The sequence below is a fragment of the bacterium genome (assembly GCA_019637795.1).
GTDB lineage: Bacteria > Desulfobacterota > Binatia > HRBIN30 > CADEER01 > JAHBUY01.
The window spans coordinates 597,920-618,120 of sequence record JAHBUY010000004.1 but is presented as its reverse complement, the minus strand read 5'-3'; the positions used below and the strand labels follow the sequence as shown (position 1 = coordinate 618,120).

Here is a 20,201-nt window from a genome sequence, read left to right as displayed (position 1 = left end):
TGGCGCGGGTCCGGCGTTCGGCCTCACGCCAGGCGTTGGCGCAGGAACTCCCGCACCGCTTCGATCAGCGCGATGGCGCGGGCGTCGGGGGCGATGCGGTCGAACCCGTGCACCCCGCCGTCGACGATCTCCAGACGGTGCGGGGCGCCGGCGGCGGCGAGGCGTTCGGCGAAGCGGGTCGCCTGCGAGGCCGGCACCAGGAGATCGCGCGTGCCCTGGAGGACGAAGATCGGCGGCAGGGCGGGATGCACGTGCTCGATCGGCGAGGCCTCGCGCCAGCGCTCGGGCGCGGCGTCGGGTTCGCTGCCGACGAAGTCGCGGACGATGCGGGCGACGCCGGCGCGCTGCTCGGCGCGATCGAGGGCGATGAGGTCGGTCGGCGGGTAGAGCGAGGTCACGGCGCGCAGGCGGGCGCCGTCGGTGCGCATGCGCGGGCCGGCGTAGGCCGGGTGGGTCTGCGACGTCGCCAGCAGCAGCGCCAGGTGGCCGCCGGCGGAATCGCCCCACAGGCCGATGCGGGTCGGATCGGCGCCGAGTTGGTCGGCGTGCGCCACCGCCCAGTCGACCGCATCGAGGCAGTCCTGGAACGAATCGGGAAAGGTGGTCTGGGGCGCCAGCCGGTAGTCGATCGAGACCACCGCCAGCCCGGCGCTGGCGAGGTAGGCCGCCCACTTGGTGAGGCCCATCTCGAAGCGGCCGCCGCGCGCCCAGCCGCCGCCGTGGATCATCACCACCAGCGGGTGGCGGGCGCCGCCGGCGGGACGGTAGGCGTCGAGCAGCAGCGGTCCGCTCGCCGTCGTCTTGTAGGGGATGCCGGGCGTCTTCTCGTAGGCGGCGCGATCGACCGGCAGCGGAAAGCCGATCCGGCTGGGGTCGGCGCCGCCCATCCATTCCGGCAGCATCATCGGGGATTCAGCCATGGCGATTCTCCGGCGGTCGGCGGCGCGCTGCTCAGGCGCCGCGCTTGGCGCGCGGGCGGCGGCTGACCAGCCGCACCTTCGGCTGCACGCCGATCTGGGTCAGCGCCGACATGACGTCGCTCACCGGGTGGAAGGTCATGGTCAGCGACGTGCCGTAGTGCAGCGCGAAGGCATTGAGCGCCTCGACGTCCTCGGCGTCGATCACGGCGACGCCGCGGAAGGCCGGCTCGCGCTCCTTCCACACCCACTCGCCGACGAAGCGGAAGCCGTCGGGTTGGGCGCCGTCCCATTCCAGGCGTTTGGCGGCGACGGTGGCCAGCGCGTCCCAGGCGAAGGCGTATTCGGCGACGAAGAGCATGGACGGATCCTCAGTGACGGGCGGCGCGCCGGCTGCGGCGCGGTCCGCGGGTGGCGCGGCGGGCGCCCTGGGGCGCCGCCGGTTGGCGGGCGCGGCGCGGTCGCGCGGTCGAGCGCGCCGCCAGCCACAGGGCGGTCGGCCGCCAGACGTGGCGCGGGGCACCGTGGCCGGCGAGGACGCCCATGTGGCCGCCGGGCACCAGGCGGTAGGTGACGTCGCGGCTGCCGACGGCGTCGACCTGGGCGCGCACCGCCGCGGCGGGCGCGATCTGATCCGTCTTGCCGGCGAATGCCAGCAGGTTGGCGTCGATGCGGCGCAGGTCGGCGACGCGGTCGCCGAAGCGCATGGTGCCGCGCGCCAGCCGGTTGTGCTGCATGAAGTCGCGCACGAACTGCCGGAACGCGCCCTGCGGGTAGTCGATGAACTGGCCCACCCACTGGTTCATGGCGTCGAACCCGTTCATGTACTCGCGGTCCCAGAGGTTCATGAACAGGTCGGCGTAGCGGGTCATGTTCTTGGCCGGCGTCAGCAGCCGAAAGACGGTGCTCGAGAGGCTGCCGGGGACGTTGCCGATGCGCCGCGCCAGGAAGTCGACCTGGCCGCCGGCCATCTTGGTCGCCCAGGCGAAGAGGCCCATCTTGCCGGCGTCGAGCGGCGCGCCGATGGTCACCACGTTGCGCACGCCGCGGTCGGCGGTGGTGGCGAGATACATCAGCGCGAAGAGGCCGCCCATGCAGTAGCCGAGCAGCGACAGCTCGCTGCTGCCGGCGACCTCGCGGGTGCGGGCGACGGCGGTCGGGATCCAGTCGAGCACGTAGTCGTCGAGCGTCACCAGCGCGTCGGCGCGATCCGGCTCGCCGAAGTCGACCAGGAAGACGTCGAATCCCTGGTCGAGCAGGAACTTGATCAGGCTGCGCTCCGGCATCAGGTCGAAGATGAACGGCTTCACCATCAGCGGCGGAATGCAGAGCACCGGCAGGTCGTGCCTCGGGCGGATGCTGCGGTCGGCATGGTGGTAGCGGCGGAGCTGCAGCTTGTCGCGCTGGTAGACGACGTCGTAGGGGGTCCGCCCGACGATGTCCGACGGGTCGCGGATCAGCCAGTCGATGCCGTTGAGGAAGCGCAGCAGGGCGCGCCGCGCCTCCACTTCCGCGAGGTGCTCGCCGCGCGCCAGCAGGGTGTCGAACATCGCCGGCGCAGCCTAGTCGAGCCGGGGGTGCAGGGGCAACGGAACGCCGGGATCGACGGCGCGCTCGGCCGCGCCCGCGGCGTCGGCTTCCGCTGCCGGGCGTTCGCCGCTACCGTGCGCCGCATGTCCGAGCTCGTCGAGTACCTGTCGCTCGCCGAGGACCTGGTCGCCGCCGGCGCCGCGCATCTGCGCCAGGCGGTGGGGCGGCCGCAGCGGATCGAGCACAAGGGCGCGGTCGATCTCGTGACCGAGACCGACCGCGCGGTGGAGGCGCTGATCGTCGAGCGCCTGCGCCGCGAGCTGCCCGATCACCTGGTCGTCGGCGAGGAGGCCTCGGCGGCGCGGACGCCGGCGCCGCCGCCGGCCGACCGCTGGGTCTGGTATCTCGACCCGCTCGACGGCACCACCAACTTCGCGCACCGTCATCCGCACTTCGCGCTGTCGCTGGGCCTGCTGCGCGGCGGCGAGGGGCAGGTGGCGGTGGTCGCCGATCCCTTGCGCGGCGAGACCTTCACCGCGGTGCGCGGCGGCGGCGCGCGCTGCAACGGCCAGCCGATCCGGGTCTCCGCCACCGCCGCGCTCGACCAGGCGCTGCTCGCCACCGGCACGCCCTACGACCGCCGCGAACGCGCCGATCTGTATCTCGCCGCCATCCGCGACTTCATGCTGCGCTGCCAGGGCATCCGCCGCGCCGGATCGGCGGCGCTCGACCTGTGCTGGGTGGCCTGCGGCCGGCTCGACGGCTACTGGGAGTGGCGCCTCGGGCCGTGGGACGTGGCGGCCGGCGCCCTCGTCGTGCGCGAGGCGGGTGGGGCGGTCAGCGACTTCGGCGGCGCCGCGCACCGCGTCGTCGGCAGCGAGACGCTGGCCAGCAACGGCGCCCTGCACGAGGCGATGCTCGCGGTGCTCGCCCCGCACCGCTGAGCCGCCGCGGCGCCGCCTCCCGCGGCGGCTCAGGAACGCAGGGCGTGGACCAGCAGCGCCTGGCCGACGTGGTAGGTGACGATGATCGCCAGCCGGGCGCCGGCGAACGGCGCGACGAAGCGGTTCCAGGCGATCATCGAATCGGAGAGCATGAACAGCAGGGCGCCGACCACGGCGAGCGGCAGACCGGCGGCGATCGCCGAGCCGGTCATGACGGCGATGACGATCATGTAGGCGGCGACCGCGATGCGCAGCGGCGCCGAGGGCACGGCGCCGACGATGCGCAGGCCGAGCGGCGCGCTCGCCCCGAGCACCAGCGCGCTCCAGATCACCCGCCAACCGAGCGGCGCATGGAAGGCGTCGATGTACGCGAGGTGGCCGACCAGGAAGGCGGCCAGCCCGGCGACGAACAGGTTGGCCGGCAACATCAGATAGACGTCGCCGAGCAGCGAGAAGGCGAGCGCCGCCAGCAACGCCCAGCTCGGCGCGTCGCCCATCGCCGCCCACAGCAGCAGCAGCGCCAGCGCCGCCGGCTTGGCGATCCACTCCAGCGCCTGGTGCTGCTGCGCGACGGCGATCCAGTCGACCACCGCCGCGGCGACGAAGGCGAGGAAGATCAGGTCGGCGAGCATGGCGGGCGACCCTGGCACACCGACCAGTGGAAGCAAAGCGCGGCGCCGCCGGCGCGGCCGCCGCGCCGTTCAGGCGACCGCGGCGGAGCGCCGCGCCTGCGGGAAGTGGCGCAGCAGCGACGGCAGCCACGGCACGCCGGCGCGCAGGGCGAGGGCGGTGGCGTCGAGGGCGCGCTCGCGCAGCGGACCCCAGGAATAGCCGTAGCGCTCGCGGATCACCTCCGGCAGGAGTCCGACGGTGAACAGGCGGGTGGTGGCGGCGAGCTGGCGCAGCCCGGGCGGCAGCGGCGGGCTCAGCAGCGAGGCGGCGATGGCGCGGCTGTCGCGGCTGACGGCGAGGGTCGGGCCGCGCAGCATGCCGCGCAGGTAGGCGCGGAAGGCGGCGTAGGTCGGCGGCACCGCCGCGTCGGGGATGCCGAACAGACGCGCCGTCAGCCGCGACTCGTCGTAGAACCGCCGCCGCTCGGCGGGGCTGAGCGGGCCGAGGAAGCGGTCGTGGGCGGCGAGGGCGCTGTCCACCAGGGTCGCGTGCACCCACAACAGCAACGCCGGATCGTTGGCATCGTAGGGCGTGCCGGCGCGGAACGGCCCGCAGGCGCGCTCGAGCCGTCCGTGGACGCGGGCGTGCGCCCGCTCGATGCCGCGCACCGCGCTCAGCGCCTCGGCGGCGCTGCCGAAGACGATGGTCAGGGTCAGTTGCAGGGTGCGCACCAGGCGCTGCAGCGGCTCGCGCTCGAAGCGGCTGTGGGCGGCGACGCCGGCGGCGACCAGCGGATGGGCGACCTGGAGGAGCAGCGCCCGGCCGCCGCCGAGCAGCAGGACGGCCTCGCGATTGACGCGCCGGGTGATGCTGTCGGGCGCGAACAGCCCGGCGCTCGGATCGATGCGCCGTCGGCCGGTGGCGGCGCGCAGGCGCGCCAGGCCGGCGCGGTCGATCGCGGGCGGGCTCACTGGCCGTCGAACGAGGTCGGGTTGCGGCCGTAGCAGGGGTTGCGGCGACGGCGCTTGTGGTCGTCGACGAACAGCCACTCGTTGATGACGTTGAAGTTGCCGCACAGCTCGTCGAGGCAGCGCGCCGTCGACCCGTACCAGTCGATGCCGATCGGCAGGTCGCAGTCGAACGGACTGCGGGGCCGGTTCACGTCGACCTCGCGCTCCCCACCCAACGCCGGTGTCGCGGCGAGCAGCGCCAGCATCGCCATCACCTGCCACGAGCGCATGCGGCATTGTGCAAATCCCGCGCGTCGCAATGCAAGGGAGTGACGCCCGCTCCCGCCCCGCGGCGTCGCCGCGGCAAGGCGTGCGCCCCGGGACCCGCGGGGAGCGGCCCCGCGTCGGCATCGCGCAGCGCTTTGACCCTTCGCGGCGATTCGACTAGACAAAACTGCCTTTGTTGGGGATGGTTTTCGTACGGCAACCATCCTCATTCTCTAACTGGGCGAAAAAAGGAGGGAAGAAATGATGCAACGCTACCTGGGGTGGCGGGCGGCGACGCTCGCCATGGGCTGTACACTGGCCGCGCTGCTGGCGACCGCGCCGGCGCGGGCGCAGGAGTGCGTCGGTGACTGCAACGGCGACGGCATGGTCGCCATCAACGAGCTGATCATCGGCGTCAACATCGCGCTCGGCAGCCAGCCGATCACCGCCTGCGAATCGTACGACGTCAACGGTGACGGCATGGTCACCATCAACGAGCTGATCACCGCCGTGAACAACGCGCTCAATGGCTGTCCAGCGGTCAACACGCCGACCAACACGGTCCCGGTGGACACGCCGACCAACACCGTGCCGCCGATCGACACGCCGACCCACACGCCGACTCTGCCGGCGGGCACGGCCACGGCGACCATCACCAACACGCCGGAACAGGAAAGCACCCCGACGCCGACGGCGACCGAGGCCCCGAACAACAATCTCGGCGCCCACGTGTGCGACCTGGGTCAGGGCAGCCAGCTCTTCCTGCAGACCGCGGCGCTGCCGCTGGCGCTGCCGGCCACCGGCACCTTCGAGATCGACTGCGGCGCGCCCGGCGCCGACGGCACGGCCGAGTGCTTCTGCACGCTGCAGCAGTTCGATCCGGTCATCATCCCGTCGATCGGCGACGTCTGCGTCAACCCGGCCAGCGGTTGCGAGGCGGGGAGCATCGACTGCGACGGCGGCACCGCGCTCGACGTCGACCTGAACGCCAACCACAACATCGGCACCTGCACCAGCAACGCCGACTGCGCCGAGAGCTGCGACGCGCACTGCGCCTCGCTGGGCGCCGGCTTCGCGCGCCAGAACTACGGCTGCGAGGGCTACTGCCAGGGCGGCAGCGCCGACGAGATGGAGTGCAACCGCGACAGCGAGTGCCCGGGCGGTCAGTGCCCGGGCGGCGAGCCGGTGGCGCACTTCGACACCTGCAACTGCGTCTGCTCCGGCACCCGGATCGGCGATGCCAGCGCCGCCGGCGGCCTGTCGTGCAACCTCGGCACCCAGATCAACGTCGAGTTGCCGACCAACGGCGTCTGCGGCGATCCGGCGACCATCCAACTGGCGCCGGTGTGCGGCGCGGTGAGCAGCGAGACCTCGACGGGCGTCATCATCAGGGCCAACAACAGCCCCACCGCCACGCTTCCGGCCACCGGGCCGGAGTCCGTCAACGGCGCGCCGGTGAGCTGCGAGAGCTTCAAGGCCGGCAACATCACCGGCTTGAAGCTGGTCGGCCAGCTCGGGTTCTTCGACTCGACGCTGGGCGACATCCGCAGCCGCAACACCTTCGTCTGTCAGTGACCTGAAGCGGAGGGGCCGTGCCGCCCAGCGCGGTCCCTCCGTTGCGTTCGCCGCGAATGGATCCGGGGGCTCGGGCGGTCGCCCGAGCCCCCACTTTTTTTCCTCCCAGGCCGGCGCCTGCTTGCTAGGGTAGGCACAGGCGACTCGCCAACCCATCAGCGGAGGGGATCCCATGGACACTCGAAGCGGCTTCACCGCGGCCCTGTTCCTCGCAACCATCCTGCTCGCCACGTCCGGCGGGCGCGCCGGCGCGCAGTGCGTCGGCGACTGCAACGGCGACGGCCAGGTGGCGATCAACGAGCTCATCATCGGCGTGAACATCGCGCTCGGCGAGCAGCCGGTGAGCGCCTGTCCGGCGTTCGCCAACGGTCAGGGCGAGGTGACGATCGCGCAGCTCATCCTCGGCGTGAACAACGCCCTCAACGGCTGTCCCGAGCTTCCGACGCCCACCGCCACGCCCTCGGCGACGCCGACCGAGACCCCCGAGGCCGGCAACTGCACCCTGGGCGGCGACAGCAGCCTCCAGCTCTACTTCGGGGCCGCGGACAACCCCATCGCGCTGACCCTGACGGGATCGATCAACGTCGATTGCGACGTGCCGGAGAATGCCGCCAGCGGCGAGTGCGCCTGCACGGTCGGCACGATCGAGCCCATCTCGATTCCGGCCATCGGTTTCGTCTGCGTCGCGCCGCGGAGCGAGCCGTGCCCGAGCGCCGTCGTCGAGTGCGACGGCGGCGCTCCGCTCGGGCTCGAGCTGCGCTCGTCCGGCAACATCGGCTCCTGCGGCGGCAACGATGCGTGCGCGGCGGAGTGCGCGACCGCGTGCGCGCCCCGCGTCGCCTCGCTCTCCGGCTGCACCGGCTACTGTTCGCTGACCGACGACGTCTCCTGCTCGAACGACGCCGACTGCCTGCCCGACAAGGGGGCCTGCAACGGGCCCGATCCGGTCGGCGCCAACTTCGACATCTGCCAGTGCAGTTGCCTGGATCCCGCCGCCGGCGCCGCGGGCCGCCCGGGCGAGATGCAGTGCAACCTGGGCGCCGCCCTGACCGTCGAGCGCGCCGCGCCGTGCGACGGCACCGACATCACGATCAATCTCGGCAGCGCCTGCGTGCCGCTGACCACCGCCACGGCATCGACCCTGATCACCACGGCCAACTTCAACGCCTCGGCCACGGTGCCGAAGAACGGCACGCCGGCGAGCAGCAGCGGGGCGCCGGTGACGTGCTCGGCGCTGAGCAGCAGGGACCTGGCGGGGCTCAAGGCGCGCGGCGCGATCAACCTGTTCGGCTCGGCGCTCGGCGACCTCGCCGTCCTGCTGGGCGCCGACTGCCAGTAGACACTCCGCTGCCGGGCACGGAGAGGCCGCCCGTGCTTCTCCGTGCCCGGTGGTGTAACCGGACGGCCATGGGTCGCGGTCAGCGCTGGAACCCGGTCAATCTGCGCAATCTGCGCCTCGCCTTCGGGCTGAGCCCGGAGGGCTTCGCCGCGCGCGTCGGCGCGGTCTCGGCGAGCACGGTCCGCCGCTGGGAGAGCGGCCGCCACGTGCCGACGATCCACCACCTGGAGGCGATCGCCGACGCCTTCGACATCGACCTGGCGGTCTTCTTCGAGCCCGCCAACCCCGGCCGGGCGCCGCGCGCGAAGGCCAAGCGCGACCGCCCGTTGCCCGGCCAGATCGAGCTGCTGCCCTCCGCCGAGCGGCGCTGAGCGCGGGACGATCGGCGCCGCGCGCTGGCGGCGGCGCACGCCCGCGGCTATGAGTAGGCGTTACCTCCGAGCCGCCATGCGCACCGCCCGGCTGCGGCGATTGACGCCGCTCCTCGTCCTCGCCCTCTTCGCCGGCGCCATCTGGCTGCTGCACCGCGAGCTGGCCGCCTACCACTACGAGGACGTGCGGCGGGCCCTGCGCGCCCTGACCCGGCGGCAGATCGAGATCGCCCTCGGGCTGACCGCGATCAGTTACCTCCTGCTCACCGGCTACGACGCGCTCGCCCTGCGCTACCTGGGGCGTCCGCTGTCCTACCGGCGAACCGCGCTGGCGTCGTTTCTCGGCTACGCGTTCGCCCACAACATCGGCTTCTCGGTGCTCGGTGGCGCCGCGCCGCGCTACCGCCTCTATGCCTCATGGGGGCTGCCGCCGGGCGAGATCAGCCTGCTCATCGGCTTCACCGCCGCCACCTTCTGGGTCGGCGTCTGCGCCGTTACCGGCACCGCGCTGCTGGTCGATCCCGTCACCTTCGCCGCCCACCTGCACCTGCCGGCGTCGATCGGCCACAGCGTCGGCGCGGCGCTGCTCGGGGTCGTCGCCGTCGCGTTGGTCGTGCCGTGGTTCTGGCGCCGGCCGCTCACCATCCGCGGCTGGACGGTGCCGCCGCCGCGGCCGGGCATCGCCGCGGCGCAGGTGGTGGTCGGCGCCGTCGATTGGCTGGTCGCCGCGGCGGTGCTCTGGGTGCTGCTGCCGCACGGCATGCCGATCAGCTTTTCCCACTTCGCGGCGCTCTTCGTGGTCGCCCAGGTGGCGGGCGTCAGCAGCCACGTTCCGGGCGGGCTCGGCGTCTTCGAAACCGTGATCCTGCTGGCGTTGACGCCGCACGGCCATTCGCCGGCGCTGGTCGGGGCGCTGCTCGTCTATCGCGTCGTCTACTACGTGCTGCCGCTGGCGCTCGCGACCCTGTTGCTGGTCGCCTTCGAGATCCGCCAGCGCGGCGCCCGTCTCGCCGCCGCCGGCGCCGTCGCCGGGCGCTGGGTATCGGAGATGGCGCCGCGGGTGATGGCGCTGGCGGTCTTCGCCGCCGGCGCCGTGCTGCTCTTCTCCGGCGCCGGCCGGCGGCACGCGAACCGGCTCGACCTGCTGCGCGAGGTGTTGCCGCTGTCGGTGCTCGAGGCCTCGCACTTCCTCGCCAGCCTCATCGGCCTCGGCCTGATCCTGCTCGCCAGCGGGCTGCAACGGCGGCTCGACGCCGCCTACCACCTCGCCGTCGTGCTGCTGACCGCCGGTGCGGTGCTCGCCCTGCTCAAGGGGCTCGATTACGAGGAGTCGCTGCTGCTGCTGGCGATGCTCGGCGTGCTGGTGCCGTGCCGCGGCGAGTTCGATCGTCACGCCTCGCTCATCGGCGAGCGCTTCACCGTCGGCTGGGGCGTCGCGGTGACGGTGGTGCTGGTGGCCGCGGCGTGGTTCGGCTTCTTCGTCCACAAGCACACCGAGTACTCGCGCGAGCTGTGGTGGGAGTTCAGTTTCTTCGGCGATGCGCCGCGCTTCCTGCGCGCCGGCGTCGGGGTCGGCGTCGTCGCCGCCGCCCTTGCCGTGTGGCATCTCCTGAGCCCGTCGCGGCTGCGGCCGGCGCCGCCCGACGCCGACAGCCTGGCGGCGGCGCGCGCCGTCGTCGCCCGCTCGCCGGTGGCGGCGAGCCACCTGGCGCTGCTCGGCGACAAGTCGTTCCTGTTCAACGCCGATCGCAGCGCCTTCCTCATGTACGCGGTCTCGGGCCGGAGTTGCGTCGCCATGGGCGATCCGGTCGGCACGACGGACAACCGCCGCGAGCTGATCTGGGATTTCCTCGAGCTCTGCGACCGTCACGACACCTGGCCGGTGTTCTACGAGGCGAGCGCGGCGGCGCTGCCGCACTACCTCGAGGCGGGACTGTCGCCGCTCAAGTTCGGCGAGGAAGCCCTGGTCTCGCTGCCCGCGTTCTCGCTCGAGGGCAGCGCCCGCAAGCAGCAGCGCTACGTCCTGCGCTCCAGCGAGCGCGAGGGCGCGGAGTTCGAGGTGCGGCCGCCGGACGGGGTGCCGGAGCTGATCCCGCAGCTCCGCGCGGTCTCCGACACCTGGCTGCGCGAGAAGCGGACGCGCGAGAAGGGCTTCTCGCTCGGCAATTTCGACCCCGGCTACCTGGCGCAGTGCCCGCTCGCGGTGGTGCGCTGGCGCGGCGAGATCGTCGCCTTCGCCAACCTCTGGTGCGCCGCCGAGCGCGCCGAAGTGTCGCCCGATCTCATGCGCTACCTGCGGGCCGCGCCGCCCAGCGTCATGGAGTATCTCTTCCTCAAGATCCTGCTGTGGGCGAAGGACGAGGGGTACGCCTGGATGAACCTCGGCATGGCGCCGCTCGCCGGCCTCGAGGCGCGCAGCGCCGCGCCGCTGTGGAACCGGGTCGGCGCCCTCGCCTTCCGCTACGGCGAGCAGTTCTACAACTTCCAGGGCCTGCGCCAGTTCAAGAGCAAGTTCGACCCCGAGTGGCGGCCCAAGTACCTGGTCTACTCCGGCGGCCTGGTGCTGCCGCGCGTGCTCGCCAACGTCGCCAGCCTGGTGTCGAGCGGCCTGCGCGGGGTGGTGGCGAAGTAGGCGTCGCCTACTCGGCGCGGCGCCTCGCGCCGTCGAGGATGCGGCGCGCCAGCGCCTGGTAGTCGCCGTCGAAGTGGTGGCCGCCCTCGGTCTTGATGATCTCCACCGACGCCAGGGCGGGATCGCGGCAGAGGGTGTCCTCCTCCTCGTCGCCGTAGAAGCACTGCACCTTCGCCGCGGCGATGCGCCGCACCTCGGGCAGCACGGCGGGGGCGTCGGCCGGCGGCGCGCCGCCGAACCAGCCGGTGACGGAGAATTCGAAGGCGGCGCGCGGCTCGACGCCGAGCAGCGACACCTGCACGACCCGCGCCCGCGCCGCCTCGGGCAGGCGGTTGTAGGCGAAGGGCAGGATGTCGGCGCCGAAGGAGTAGCCGATCAGCGCGACGCGCGGCGTCTGCCAGCGCGTGGCGTAGGCGTCGATGATGCGGCCGAGATCGCGCCCGACCTCGTCCGGCGTGCGGGCGCGCCAGAAGTAGCGCAGGCTGTCGATGCCGACCACCGGCACGCCGGCCGCGGCGAGCGTCTCGCCCAGTTGCTTGTCGATGTCGCGCCAGCCGCCGTCGCCGGAATAGATGATCGCCATCAACCCTTTGGGCTTCGCCACCGGGATCTCGACCAGCGGCAGCTCGGCGAGCGCCGACGGCGCGACGGCGCTGGCGGTGGCGAGGCCGGCGCGCACGCCGGCGAGCAGCCGCTCGGCGGGGCTGCCGTCGCCGCTGCCGGGCGTCGCCAGCGGCTGCAGCGCCGCCGGCAGGGCGTCGCGGCGGGAGACCAGCCACCAACCCGGGAGACTGGGCGCGACGCCGTAGGTGAACCCGCCGCCCGGCGCGGGCGAGGTCGGCGCGCCTTCGCACAGCGGCACCGTGGTGCGGAGCGCGGGCGTCGGATCGATGCTCACCGCGCCGGCCACCGTCGCCGCCGGCGTCTGCGCCAGCGCGGCATAGGCGAGGGCGCCGCCGGCGCCGATGCCGGCCAGGATCGGCGTGCGGTAGACCGGGAACTCGAGGTCGCGCTGGTAGCGCTTGCTCAGGTCCTCGACCTCGGAGATCAGGTAGTGGCAGCCGTCGTCGCTCGCCGCCAGGCCGCGCTGGTACTGCGGCAGGTCGACGCCGATGACCGCCACCCCCTCGGCGGCGAGGGCGCGCGCGTCGGCATCGAGCGCCGCGTTCCAGCCGTCGGCGTCGGAGAACAGGAACACCAGGCCGGCGGCGCCGCCATTGGTGGGAGCGTATGCCTGCACGTGGCCGAAGCGTCCCTCGTCGCGCTGCGACACCGGCGCCGCGCCGCGCTGGCAGGCGGCGAGGACGAGCAGCCCGAGCAGCGAGCCGACCCCCAGCGTTGGTGACCGGTGGAGACGCACGCCAGCACACAGACCAAGCGGCGGCTCAGAAGGCAAAGGGGCAGCGCGAGCACGCCAAGCGGTGAACGCGCCGGCATGGGCCGCGTGTTCGGGCGCGCCGGCGGGAATCCGGACGGTGGTCGCGGAACGATCAGCGTGTCTCACGTCGTGCATCACCATAGCGCATCTTGTGAGCGTGCCGTTTACATGATACTTGGACTCGTGTGCGTACCAAGGTTACGACGCGCGGACAGGTATCCATTCCCGCGCCCATTCGAAGGCAACTGAACATCAAGGCGGAGACCACGTTGGAGTGGATCGTCGAGGGCGCCACGGCGCGCGTGATCCCGCTCCCGGACGATCCGCTGGCCGCCTTTCGCGGCTCGGGACGAGGAGGGACGGTCAAGCAGCTCCTCGGCGACCGGCGCCGCGATCGGGCCCGCGATGCCTAGTCGAGGTCCGAGCTACGTGCTCGACACCTCGGCGATCCTGGCGCTGCGCGACGACGAGGCGGGCGCCGAGCGGGTGCATCGGATCGTCGATGCGGTGCGCAAACGGCGAGCCAGCGCGTACGTGTCGTTCATGACGCGCATGGAGCTGCTCTACCGCATTGCGGCGAGTGAAGGGGACGAGGCTGCCGCGTCGGCATTGCGGCTGCTCGATGCCCTACCCCTCCACTGGGTGAGCTGCGAGCCGGCGATCCTCGTCGAAGCGGCCCGCATCAAGCAGCGGGGCGGCCTGTCGGTCGCCGACGCCTGGATCGCCGCCACCGCCGTCCTGCGCCAGGCCGTCCTGGTTCACAAGGACCCGGAGTTCGCGGCGGTCGCCGGCCTGACACAGGAACACATCGGGCTGTAGGGTTCGACATCGCCCCGCCGGCGCGGGGATCTTCAGGATTGGCGCTCCCGCCGGGGCCGACGCGCCGCCGCCTCGCGCGCCCGAAGTTCAACCTCCGGATTTCGCCGGGAGAGAAGGTGGGCAGGGGCAGAATCGAACTGCCGACACAGGGATTTTCAGTGTGTGAGCTGGGTGTTCCCAAGAATTCCTCGAAACCCTGAACAGTTCTTCTTTCAAGGGCTTCGGCCGGACGACACCCGAGGTGCGTTCCCGCCGTTTCCTCATGCGCCCCGGTTTTTCCGGGCGAGATTTCACCGGAATTACACCGGGTGCCGGCCACTCCGCACTACTCCGGTTTGGAGCTGGGTGTCTCTTGTGCCGACGGACTCTTCACAAACCCGTTGGCGATGTCGCGCTCCAACTGGTCGCGGGCCGACTCCCCCCACAGGTGCCGATCCTTGTCGCGCAGCTTGGTCAGTCCCTCGGCCTCTACGGACCGGACGGCACCAACGAACCGCCGATAGTCCGCGGCCAGGGTCGGTGAGTACGTGCGACTTGCCAGCTTCGAGAAGTCCTCCTTCCCCAAGCCCCTCAGGGCTTCACAGGCGCGGACATCAAAGACGGTGAATTCGTCCGGCCAGAGCACCGTGAGAATCGCGGACGCGAGCGGCAACCAAAACCCCCACGTCTCCATGATGCAGGCCAACTTGTCCGATGCGTCGGCGAGGTCGCGTGTCAGCTTGCGGACGATCGCCTCCAAGTCCCCGTGCTCCTTGTGCTTGTCGAGCAGTCGGCGCGCGACCTTGGACTTGGAGCGGTTCGACTTCCAGATGATGATTGAGAAGAAGTCGAAGGCGCTGAGCTGCCTGTCGGCCTGAAAGCGCCGGCGCACGTCGACGAACAGGTACTCTTCCAGCCAATAGAACTTCAGGCCGCTCGGGGAGGTTGGGCCTTCAGTGCTCACGGCTACGGCCTTGGTCCGGCTGGAGTGGGTCCCTTATCTGCCATCACTCACTGCACTCCCTTGCCCGTCGATTCAGGCTGTCATCTCGTCACAGAGCGGATCGGCATGAACCAGAAGGCCCGGAGGATTATCGCAGAATCGCTATTCCTCGCTGAAGAAGTCCGAGTCGATGCGCTTCAGGTCGAATGACCGGACGGGGGAGACGCCGACATTGTGGTCGACCATTAGGGAGGCCAGCGTTGGCCCGTCGACGAGGACAACGCGGCTGTCGATTCTGAGCGCAAATTCCTGAGCCTCGCGGGTGAATGTCGACGTGGTCAGCAGAATACCCTTCCGCGCCCGCTGCCCTTGCAGTGCCCCGGCGAACTTCTGGACCTCCGGTCGACCAACCGGATTCTCCCACCGCTTCGCCTGGACGTAGATCACGTCGAGGCCGAGGCGATCCTCCTTGATGATCCCATCGATGCCTTCGTCGCCGCTTCCACCGATGACCTTCCCCGCTTCCGAGAGGGTCCCTCCGTAGCCCATTGCGACCAGCACTCGGATCACTAGGCGCTCGAAGAAGGCCGGCGTGGCCTTCTTCACTTGATCCAGCACCTCGGTTTCGAGTTCGGCGCGGAGCCGCTGATAGGCCCCTTCAAGTGCTTCCTCCGGGGTCGCCGTCGTCGTGTCCTCGTCATCGTCTGTGGCTTCGGGCTTTTCGCGGCGAATCGCACGGAACGCGACATACTCGGGGAACTGCTGCAGGAACTTCATGTCGATCCGAGATGGCTTCTGGGCTAGCACGTCGATCCCACGTTGAGAGATGCGTGCAACCCCGCGACGGACTGGCTCAACGAGGCCAGCCTTCTGCAAGAACGTCTTCGCCCACGCAACCCGATTGGTGATGATCGGTTGCGTTCCGCTCGGTAAGGGTTGGGCGCGTTCTTCGGGCGTGAGCCGAAACTCGTCCGAGATGGCAGCCACAAGTTCACGAAGGGCGTGCTCCTGACCGTCGCCGAGACGGCGAAGTACCGGAAGCATTAGCGCCTGAAAGTCAGGGATCGCCATGGATCGCACGCACCGCTCTAGAGAGTCACCAACCAACCCCGGATGCTCGGCCGCGGTGACGCTTACAGAAGCACGTCAGGGGGAGCAAGGTGACGCTGGGCTACGGCCGCGACGCCGATTGACAGTGGAGTTCCTGCGGCCTCTTCTGGGTTCGCTCGATAGCGAGACGCCCTGGCTGTTTCCGTCGGCGGCGGCGAAGGCGGGCCGCACCGTGACGATTCGGAAGGCGTTCCGGCGGGTAGTGGAAGCGGCCGGACTCGATCCCGAACAGGTCACACCCCACTGCCTGCGCCACACGGCAATCACCCACTTGGTGCAAGCCGGCGTGGACCTGCCGACGGTGGCGCGCATCTCTGGGCACCGGACGCTGCGGATGGTCGCCCAGTACGCGCACGCCAACGGCGATCACATTCAAGCTGCGATGGACAAGCTCCAGCGGCGAATCGCGTACCGTTTGCCGGCAGAGCCAACGCTGTCGGTCAGGACGCGATTACACCAGAACTACACCAGCCCCGTGGTAGAGGCCGACGCCGCGCAGCGCAAGTTGCTGAAGAAGAAGGTGGGCAGGGGCAGAATCGAACTGCCGACACAGGGATTTTCAGTCCCTTGCTCTACCAACTGAGCTACCTGCCCGCGCGGCGGGGTGAGTCCGCGTAGTTACCCGGGGGGCTCGGGTCGGTCAAGACACGGTGCAGGGGGCTGGGCGCCGGCGAATGGTTGGCGGCGGCGGCGATCACTCGCGGCGCAGCGCCGCGCCGCGGCAGTCGAAGGCGGTCCAGTTGGGCGTCGCGATGAAGCGGTCGCAGCCCTGTAGCGCCTCCGTCATCGCCAGGTGCGCGGTGTCGAACAACCAGAGGCTGCGCGGATACCCGGCCACCGCGTCCACCAGCTCGGCGCTCGGCTGATCCACCGCGACGCTGCGCAGGTTGGCGGCGTGGCGGCAGTATTTCTCGGTGCCGAGCGGGCAGATCGGGGGCATGCGGAAGGTGTCGCTGCCCTCGGCGGCGCGGCCGGTCAGCATGGCGTGGACGGTGCCCTCAGCCCAGGTGGGGACGATGACGACCACGTCCGCGTCGCGGGCGTGCCGCGCCAGCTCCGGCGGCCAATCGGCGGTGAGCTGGAGGACGGTCGTGGTGCCGGACCAACTGAGGGCAGCCAACGCGGCCAGCGCCGTCGCGCCCCAGGCGCGCAGCGAGCGCGCGGCGGCGGTGAGCATCAGCGCCAGCGCGCCGGCCAGGACCCAGGCCAAGACGATCTGCAGCCCCAGGGCGTGGCGGTCGCGAATGCCGTGCCCGCCGCTCAGCAGCGCCGCCAGCGGCAGGAACGCCAGGCCGACGACGATCGCCTGCTGGAGCAGGGCGCGCGGTCGGCGCTGCCACCAGAGCCAGCCGCCCATCCCCAACAGCGCCAGCCCGACGCAGAGGGCGCTCCACCACTGCCCCGCCGGAGGCGTTGCCATCACCAGCGGCGTCGCCTGGGCGGCGCTGGCCAGAGCGTGCGCCAGCGTGTCGAGCGCGCCGGCGAGCTCGAACGTGCCGCTCTTGGCGCGCGCTTCGCCGACGCCGGCGAGGATGCGCGGCACCAGGGCGGCGGCGACGACGGCGAGGGCGCCGCCGACGCGGAGGCGATCGCGGCGCGCCAGTCCGGCGAGCCAGGGCGCGGCCGCGGCGAGCGGCCACAGGAGGTAGCTGGTCCACAGCGCGGCGATGGCGGCGAGCGCCACGGCGACGCCGCGCGACGGACGCGTCCGCGGCCCGCGCACCGCCGCCAGCAGCAGACACAGCACGAGGGCGATCAGGGCATAGGCGCGCGCGATCGCCGCCAGGCGCAGATACGCCGGGGCGCTCACCACCAGGGCGGCGAAGCACAGACCGGCCACCCGGCCGGCGAGGCCGACGCCCGCCCGGTAGGCGGCGACGGCGGTCAGCGGGATGAGGGCGATGGACAGCAGCCGCGCCGCCAGGAAGCCGTCGAAGAGCCGCAGCCAGGCGGCGAAGAGCGTCGCCGCGCCCGGTGGATTGAAGGGCTCGCCGCCCGGCGCCCACGAGACCAGGAAGCTGAAATCCTCGCCGCGGGCGGCGAGGGTGACGACCTCGTCGATCTCGGCGGCCATCTGGCTCGCGATGCGCAGCGCGACGGCGACCCCGGCGGCGGCGATCGCGACCAGCAGCGCGGCATCGAGCGCCGGCGGTACCAGCGCTCGCAGGTCCGCGCCGCCGGCGCGCCACGGCCAGGCGGCGATGACGATGCCGCACAGCAGGGCGCCGACGACGACGGCCGCCTCGGCGGCTGACGCCCGCGGCGTCCGATCGGCGCCGCGATCCTGCATCGCCAACGCCGCCTCGATCGCCGCCCGCATCGCGCGGTCGCGGTCCTCCGGGCGCGCGAAGGCCGCCTCCGCGCCGCAGGCGAGGAGCAGGCCGCGCAGCGCGGTGTCGTCGAAGAGCGCGCCGACCTGGGCGTTGGCGAGGCCGCGGTCGGCGTCGCTCAGGCGCACGGCCATCTGCGACGTGTAGAGCTGGCCGCCGGTCGCGTGCAGCGCCAGGGCGAAGGTGCCGATCTCGGCTCGGCTGGTGAGCAGCAGGGTGACGACGCCGCCCTGCGCTCGCACGTCGGCGACGGTGAAGGTCGGGAACGCGGCGACCGCGGCGGCGCGCACGGCGTCGACGTCGCACGGCGTCGCGGCGGCCGCCGGCACGGGGGTGGAGAGGACTCCGGCGGCGAACAGGAGGGAGAGGAGCGCGCGCCGCAACGGCGCCAGGGGCGCATCAGCGATGCGCTCGGCGCGTGGGGCGTCGATGAGGCGATGCCGACGCCGCGTCCGGTGCGATTCCCGGTCCCGCATCGATTCAGGCGCGCGTCACCGCCGCCGCCCCCGGGCGAGCCGGATCGTCTCGCGGACGGTCGCCCAGATCGGCATCTTGCTGGTGCTCCGCTTGCGATCGTAGCGCAGCTCGATCGGGACCTCGCTGACGCGCGCGCCGACCGCGTCGAGGGCGAGCAGCACGTCGACCATGCAGCCGAAGCCGTCGACCGCGACCAGCGTGCCGCCGCGCGCCGCCGCCGCCCGGCGCAGGGCCGACGCCCGGTAGGCGCGGAAGCCGCCGGTCGCGTCGCGCACGCCACGCACCGGCGCCAGGAGCGCCAGCAACAGCGAGGCGCCGCGCGACAGGATGCGGCGGCGCCAGGGAATGCCGACCAGGCGGGCGCCGCGCCGGAAGCGCGAGGCGATGACCACGTCGGCGCCGGCGTCGATGCCGTCCAGCAGGCGCGGGATGAGCGCCGGCGGGTGGCTGTCGTCGGCGTCCATCACCACCACCACCGCGTCATCGGGCGCGTCCGCGAGCACGTAGCGCAGGCCGTCGCGCAGCGCGCTGCCGAGCCCCTGGTTCTGCGGGTGGCGCACGAGCTGCAGGTCCAGGCCCGTGCCGTGGCGCCGCGCCACCTCGGCGGTGCCGTCGCTGCTGCCGTCGTCGACCACGACGACGCGCGCGCGGCGCGGCAGCGCCGCCAGCACGCGCGCCAGCTCCGGCAGCAGCGCCGGCAGGCTCTCCGCCTCGTTGAACGCCGGCAGGAGGACGTGCAGAGACCCCGAAGCAGTCACCGCCGCCCGCTATCCCAGGCGCGATGCGTAGGGCAAGCCGATGCGGGGCGCCGATGCGGCGGCTCGGTACTGTCCTAACCTCGATACGACAAAAGACCTTCACCACGGAGGCACGGAGACACGGAGGGTGCAGCGTCGGAATGGCGGGTGGGTGCGATCCTTATGGCCATTGCTGATGGCGTTGCGGATCTCGACCGAACCCCCTCTTGTCCAGGTGACTCCGTGTCTCCGTGCCTCCGTGGTGAAATGTTTTCGTCACGTGGGCTCAGATCAGCACACTACCGGCGCCTCAGCGCAGCGCGGCGACGCGCTGCTCGACGAAGTCGATGACCGGCCGTTCCAGGGCGACGCCGTCGAGGGCGTTGATCTCCTGGATGCCGGTCGGGCTGGTGACGTTCACCTCGGTGAGCCAGTCGCCGATGACGTCGAGGCCGACGAACCACAGGCCGTCCTCGCGCAGGCGCGGCGCCAGGCGGGCGCAGATGGCGCGATCGCGCGCGCTGAGCGGCGCCCGCACGGTGGCGCCGCCGACGTGGATGTTGCCGCGCGTCTCGTCTTCGCGCGGCACCCGCAGCACGGCGCCGAGCGGCTCGCCGTCGAGCACGATGATGCGTTTGTCGCCCTGGCGGATCTCCGGCAGGTAGCGCTGGGCCATGATCTGCCGCCGGCCGTCGAGCGTCGCCGCCTCGAGGATGGCATTGAGGTTGCGATCGCCGGCGCGCAGGTGGAAGACGCCGGCGCCGCCGGCGCCGTCGAGCGGCTTGACGATCATCTCGCCGCCGAGCTCGGCCATGAACGCCTTCAGGCGCTGGTGGTCGCTGCTGACCAGGCTGTCGGGGATGACGTCGGGGAAGTGCAGGGCGTAGAGCTTCTCGTTGGCGTCGCGCAGGCCGCGCGGCGCGTTGATCACCAGCGTCCGGCGCGGGTCGACCAGCGACAGCGCGTGGGTGGCGAAGAAGAAGGCGAGGTCGAACGGCGGATCCTTGCGCATGAACACGGCGTCGAAGGCGTCCAACCGCTGCACCCGCTCTTCGTACAGATGGTGGTGCGCCGGGTCGTCGACGGTCGGCCGCCGCACCTCGAGGCGGCGCGCGCGCGCGTGCGGCACGGTGCGCTCGATGAAGAGGTCGTCGAGCTGCAGGTACCAGACCTCGTGTCCGCGCCGACCGGACTCGAGCATGAACATGAACGTGGTGTCCTTGTCGGGCAGGATCCGCTCGATCGGATCCATGACGAAGGCGAAGCGCAACGGCATGGGCGAGTCCTACCA

The 20,201-nt window shown here is 71.8% G+C and carries 19 protein-coding genes, 1 tRNA gene and 1 pseudogene; 8 read left to right on the top strand and 13 right to left on the bottom strand.

What is annotated here, in order from left to right:
- Positions 1–23: 23 nt before the first annotated feature.
- Genes KF840_16680 through KF840_16670 form a run of 3 tightly spaced genes read right to left on the bottom strand, consistent with a single transcriptional unit; the run spans position 24 to position 2,467 of the window.
- Positions 24–920: an alpha/beta hydrolase gene (locus KF840_16680; protein ID MBX3026542.1), complete on the bottom strand. Its 897-nt coding sequence runs from the start codon at positions 918–920 to the stop codon at positions 24–26.
- A gap of 31 nt (positions 921–951) precedes the next feature.
- Complete coding sequence (locus KF840_16675) at positions 952–1,278, bottom strand: DUF3303 family protein (GenBank protein ID MBX3026541.1); 327 nt, start codon at positions 1,276–1,278, stop codon at positions 952–954.
- A gap of 10 nt (positions 1,279–1,288) precedes the next feature.
- Positions 1,289–2,467 (bottom strand): alpha/beta fold hydrolase, encoded by a 1,179-nt coding sequence (locus KF840_16670; protein MBX3026540.1) that lies wholly within the window; start codon positions 2,465–2,467, stop codon positions 1,289–1,291.
- A 27-nt stretch (positions 2,468–2,494) separates the two neighbouring features.
- Here KF840_16670 and KF840_16665 point away from each other — a divergent pair, with 27 nt between their 5' ends.
- Positions 2,495–3,391, top strand: coding sequence for an inositol monophosphatase (locus KF840_16665; GenBank protein ID MBX3026539.1), 897 nt, complete (start codon positions 2,495–2,497; stop codon positions 3,389–3,391).
- Positions 3,392–3,420: 29 nt separating this feature from the next.
- Here the strand turns inward: KF840_16665 and KF840_16660 are convergent, their stop codons facing one another.
- The 3 genes from KF840_16660 to KF840_16650 all read right to left on the bottom strand — a co-directional run bounded on the left by KF840_16660 (position 3,421) and on the right by KF840_16650 (position 5,243).
- A complete protein-coding gene (locus KF840_16660; protein MBX3026538.1) occupies positions 3,421–4,023 on the bottom strand; it encodes a lysoplasmalogenase in 603 nt (200 codons plus the stop codon).
- A 69-nt stretch (positions 4,024–4,092) separates the two neighbouring features.
- A complete protein-coding gene (locus KF840_16655) occupies positions 4,093–4,974 on the bottom strand; it encodes a DUF2236 domain-containing protein (GenBank protein MBX3026537.1) in 882 nt (293 codons plus the stop codon).
- Positions 4,971–5,243, bottom strand: a complete 273-nt coding sequence (locus tag KF840_16650; protein MBX3026536.1) for a hypothetical protein — start codon at positions 5,241–5,243, stop codon at positions 4,971–4,973. The genes KF840_16655 and KF840_16650 overlap by 4 nt, the downstream gene beginning before the upstream one ends.
- A 238-nt stretch (positions 5,244–5,481) precedes the next feature.
- Here KF840_16650 and KF840_16645 point away from each other — a divergent pair, with 238 nt between their 5' ends.
- The 4 genes from KF840_16645 to mprF all read left to right on the top strand — a co-directional run bounded on the left by KF840_16645 (position 5,482) and on the right by mprF (position 11,137).
- Positions 5,482–6,795, top strand: coding sequence for a hypothetical protein (locus KF840_16645; protein ID MBX3026535.1), 1,314 nt, complete (start codon positions 5,482–5,484; stop codon positions 6,793–6,795).
- Between the two features lie 172 nt (positions 6,796–6,967).
- Entirely contained in the window at positions 6,968–8,134 is a 1,167-nt protein-coding gene (locus tag KF840_16640; protein ID MBX3026534.1) for a hypothetical protein, read from the top strand.
- A 68-nt stretch (positions 8,135–8,202) separates the two neighbouring features.
- Complete coding sequence (locus tag KF840_16635) at positions 8,203–8,505, top strand: helix-turn-helix transcriptional regulator (protein ID MBX3026533.1); 303 nt, start codon at positions 8,203–8,205, stop codon at positions 8,503–8,505.
- 76 nt (positions 8,506–8,581) lie between these two features.
- Positions 8,582–11,137, top strand: a complete 2,556-nt coding sequence (mprF, locus tag KF840_16630; protein ID MBX3026532.1) for a bifunctional lysylphosphatidylglycerol flippase/synthetase MprF — start codon at positions 8,582–8,584, stop codon at positions 11,135–11,137.
- Positions 11,138–11,144: 7 nt separating this feature from the next.
- On the opposite strand, the gene KF840_16625 is transcribed toward mprF, so the two are convergent.
- Complete coding sequence (locus KF840_16625) at positions 11,145–12,497, bottom strand: virulence factor family protein (GenBank protein ID MBX3026531.1); 1,353 nt, start codon at positions 12,495–12,497, stop codon at positions 11,145–11,147.
- A gap of 203 nt (positions 12,498–12,700) precedes the next feature.
- On the opposite strand from KF840_16625, the gene KF840_16620 reads away from it, so the two are divergent.
- Both KF840_16620 and KF840_16615 read left to right on the top strand, forming a co-directional pair.
- Positions 12,701–12,928, top strand: coding sequence for an AbrB/MazE/SpoVT family DNA-binding domain-containing protein (locus KF840_16620; protein ID MBX3026530.1), 228 nt, complete (start codon positions 12,701–12,703; stop codon positions 12,926–12,928).
- Entirely contained in the window at positions 12,921–13,334 is a 414-nt protein-coding gene (locus tag KF840_16615; GenBank protein ID MBX3026529.1) for a PIN domain-containing protein, read from the top strand. Before KF840_16620 ends, KF840_16615 begins: the two co-directional genes overlap by 8 nt.
- A 325-nt stretch (positions 13,335–13,659) precedes the next feature.
- Here KF840_16615 and KF840_16610 read toward each other — a convergent pair whose 3' ends face one another.
- The gene (locus tag KF840_16610; GenBank protein MBX3026528.1) at positions 13,660–14,244 is read right to left on the bottom strand and encodes a hypothetical protein; all 585 of its coding nucleotides are present in this window, start codon (positions 14,242–14,244) and stop codon (positions 13,660–13,662) included.
- Positions 14,245–14,418: 174 nt separating this feature from the next.
- Positions 14,419–15,327, bottom strand: coding sequence for a restriction endonuclease (locus KF840_16605; protein MBX3026527.1), 909 nt, complete (start codon positions 15,325–15,327; stop codon positions 14,419–14,421).
- Between KF840_16605 and KF840_16600 the strand changes: the two are divergent.
- Positions 15,326–15,772: pseudogene (locus KF840_16600) on the top strand (tyrosine-type recombinase/integrase). The gene KF840_16605 and the pseudogene KF840_16600 sit on opposite strands and share 2 nt — an antisense overlap.
- Positions 15,773–15,887: 115 nt before the next feature.
- On the opposite strand, the gene KF840_16595 reads toward KF840_16600, so the two are convergent.
- The 4 genes from KF840_16595 to gshB all read right to left on the bottom strand — a co-directional run bounded on the left by KF840_16595 (position 15,888) and on the right by gshB (position 20,186).
- Positions 15,888–15,960, bottom strand: a tRNA-Phe gene (locus KF840_16595).
- 100 nt (positions 15,961–16,060) lie between these two features.
- Positions 16,061–18,172 carry a hypothetical protein gene (locus tag KF840_16590; GenBank protein ID MBX3026526.1) on the bottom strand — a complete coding sequence of 704 codons (2,112 nt, stop codon included), beginning with the start codon at positions 18,170–18,172 and terminating at the stop codon, positions 16,061–16,063.
- A 15-nt stretch (positions 18,173–18,187) separates the two neighbouring features.
- On the bottom strand, positions 18,188–18,931 hold the full coding sequence (locus KF840_16585) for a glycosyltransferase (GenBank protein MBX3026525.1): 744 nt from the start codon (positions 18,929–18,931) through the stop codon (positions 18,188–18,190).
- A gap of 289 nt (positions 18,932–19,220) precedes the next feature.
- Positions 19,221–20,186, bottom strand: a complete 966-nt coding sequence (gene gshB, locus KF840_16580) for a glutathione synthase (protein MBX3026524.1) — start codon at positions 20,184–20,186, stop codon at positions 19,221–19,223.
- Between the last annotated feature and the right edge of the window lie 15 nt (positions 20,187–20,201).

Bases quoted from the DNA above. Each gene is read 5' to 3' on its own strand.
- KF840_16680 (MBX3026542.1), bottom strand. From the start codon at position 920: ATGGCTGAATCCCCGATGATGCTGCCGGAATGGATGGGCGGCGCCGAC.
- KF840_16675 (MBX3026541.1), bottom strand. From the start codon at position 1,278: ATGCTCTTCGTCGCCGAATACGCCTTCGCCTGGGACGCGCTGGCCACC.
- KF840_16670 (MBX3026540.1), bottom strand. From the start codon at position 2,467: ATGTTCGACACCCTGCTGGCGCGCGGCGAGCACCTCGCGGAAGTGGAG.
- KF840_16660 (MBX3026538.1), bottom strand. From the start codon at position 4,023: ATGCTCGCCGACCTGATCTTCCTCGCCTTCGTCGCCGCGGCGGTGGTC.
- KF840_16650 (MBX3026536.1), bottom strand. From the start codon at position 5,243: ATGCGCTCGTGGCAGGTGATGGCGATGCTGGCGCTGCTCGCCGCGACA.
- KF840_16645 (MBX3026535.1), top strand. From the start codon at position 5,482: ATGATGCAACGCTACCTGGGGTGGCGGGCGGCGACGCTCGCCATGGGC.
- KF840_16640 (MBX3026534.1), top strand. From the start codon at position 6,968: ATGGACACTCGAAGCGGCTTCACCGCGGCCCTGTTCCTCGCAACCATC.
- KF840_16635 (MBX3026533.1), top strand. From the start codon at position 8,203: ATGGGTCGCGGTCAGCGCTGGAACCCGGTCAATCTGCGCAATCTGCGC.
- mprF (MBX3026532.1), top strand. From the start codon at position 8,582: ATGCGCACCGCCCGGCTGCGGCGATTGACGCCGCTCCTCGTCCTCGCC.
- KF840_16615 (MBX3026529.1), top strand. From the start codon at position 12,921: ATGCCTAGTCGAGGTCCGAGCTACGTGCTCGACACCTCGGCGATCCTG.
- KF840_16605 (MBX3026527.1), bottom strand. From the start codon at position 15,327: ATGGCGATCCCTGACTTTCAGGCGCTAATGCTTCCGGTACTTCGCCGT.
- KF840_16590 (MBX3026526.1), bottom strand. From the start codon at position 18,172: ATGCGGGACCGGGAATCGCACCGGACGCGGCGTCGGCATCGCCTCATC.
- gshB (MBX3026524.1), bottom strand. From the start codon at position 20,186: ATGCCGTTGCGCTTCGCCTTCGTCATGGATCCGATCGAGCGGATCCTG.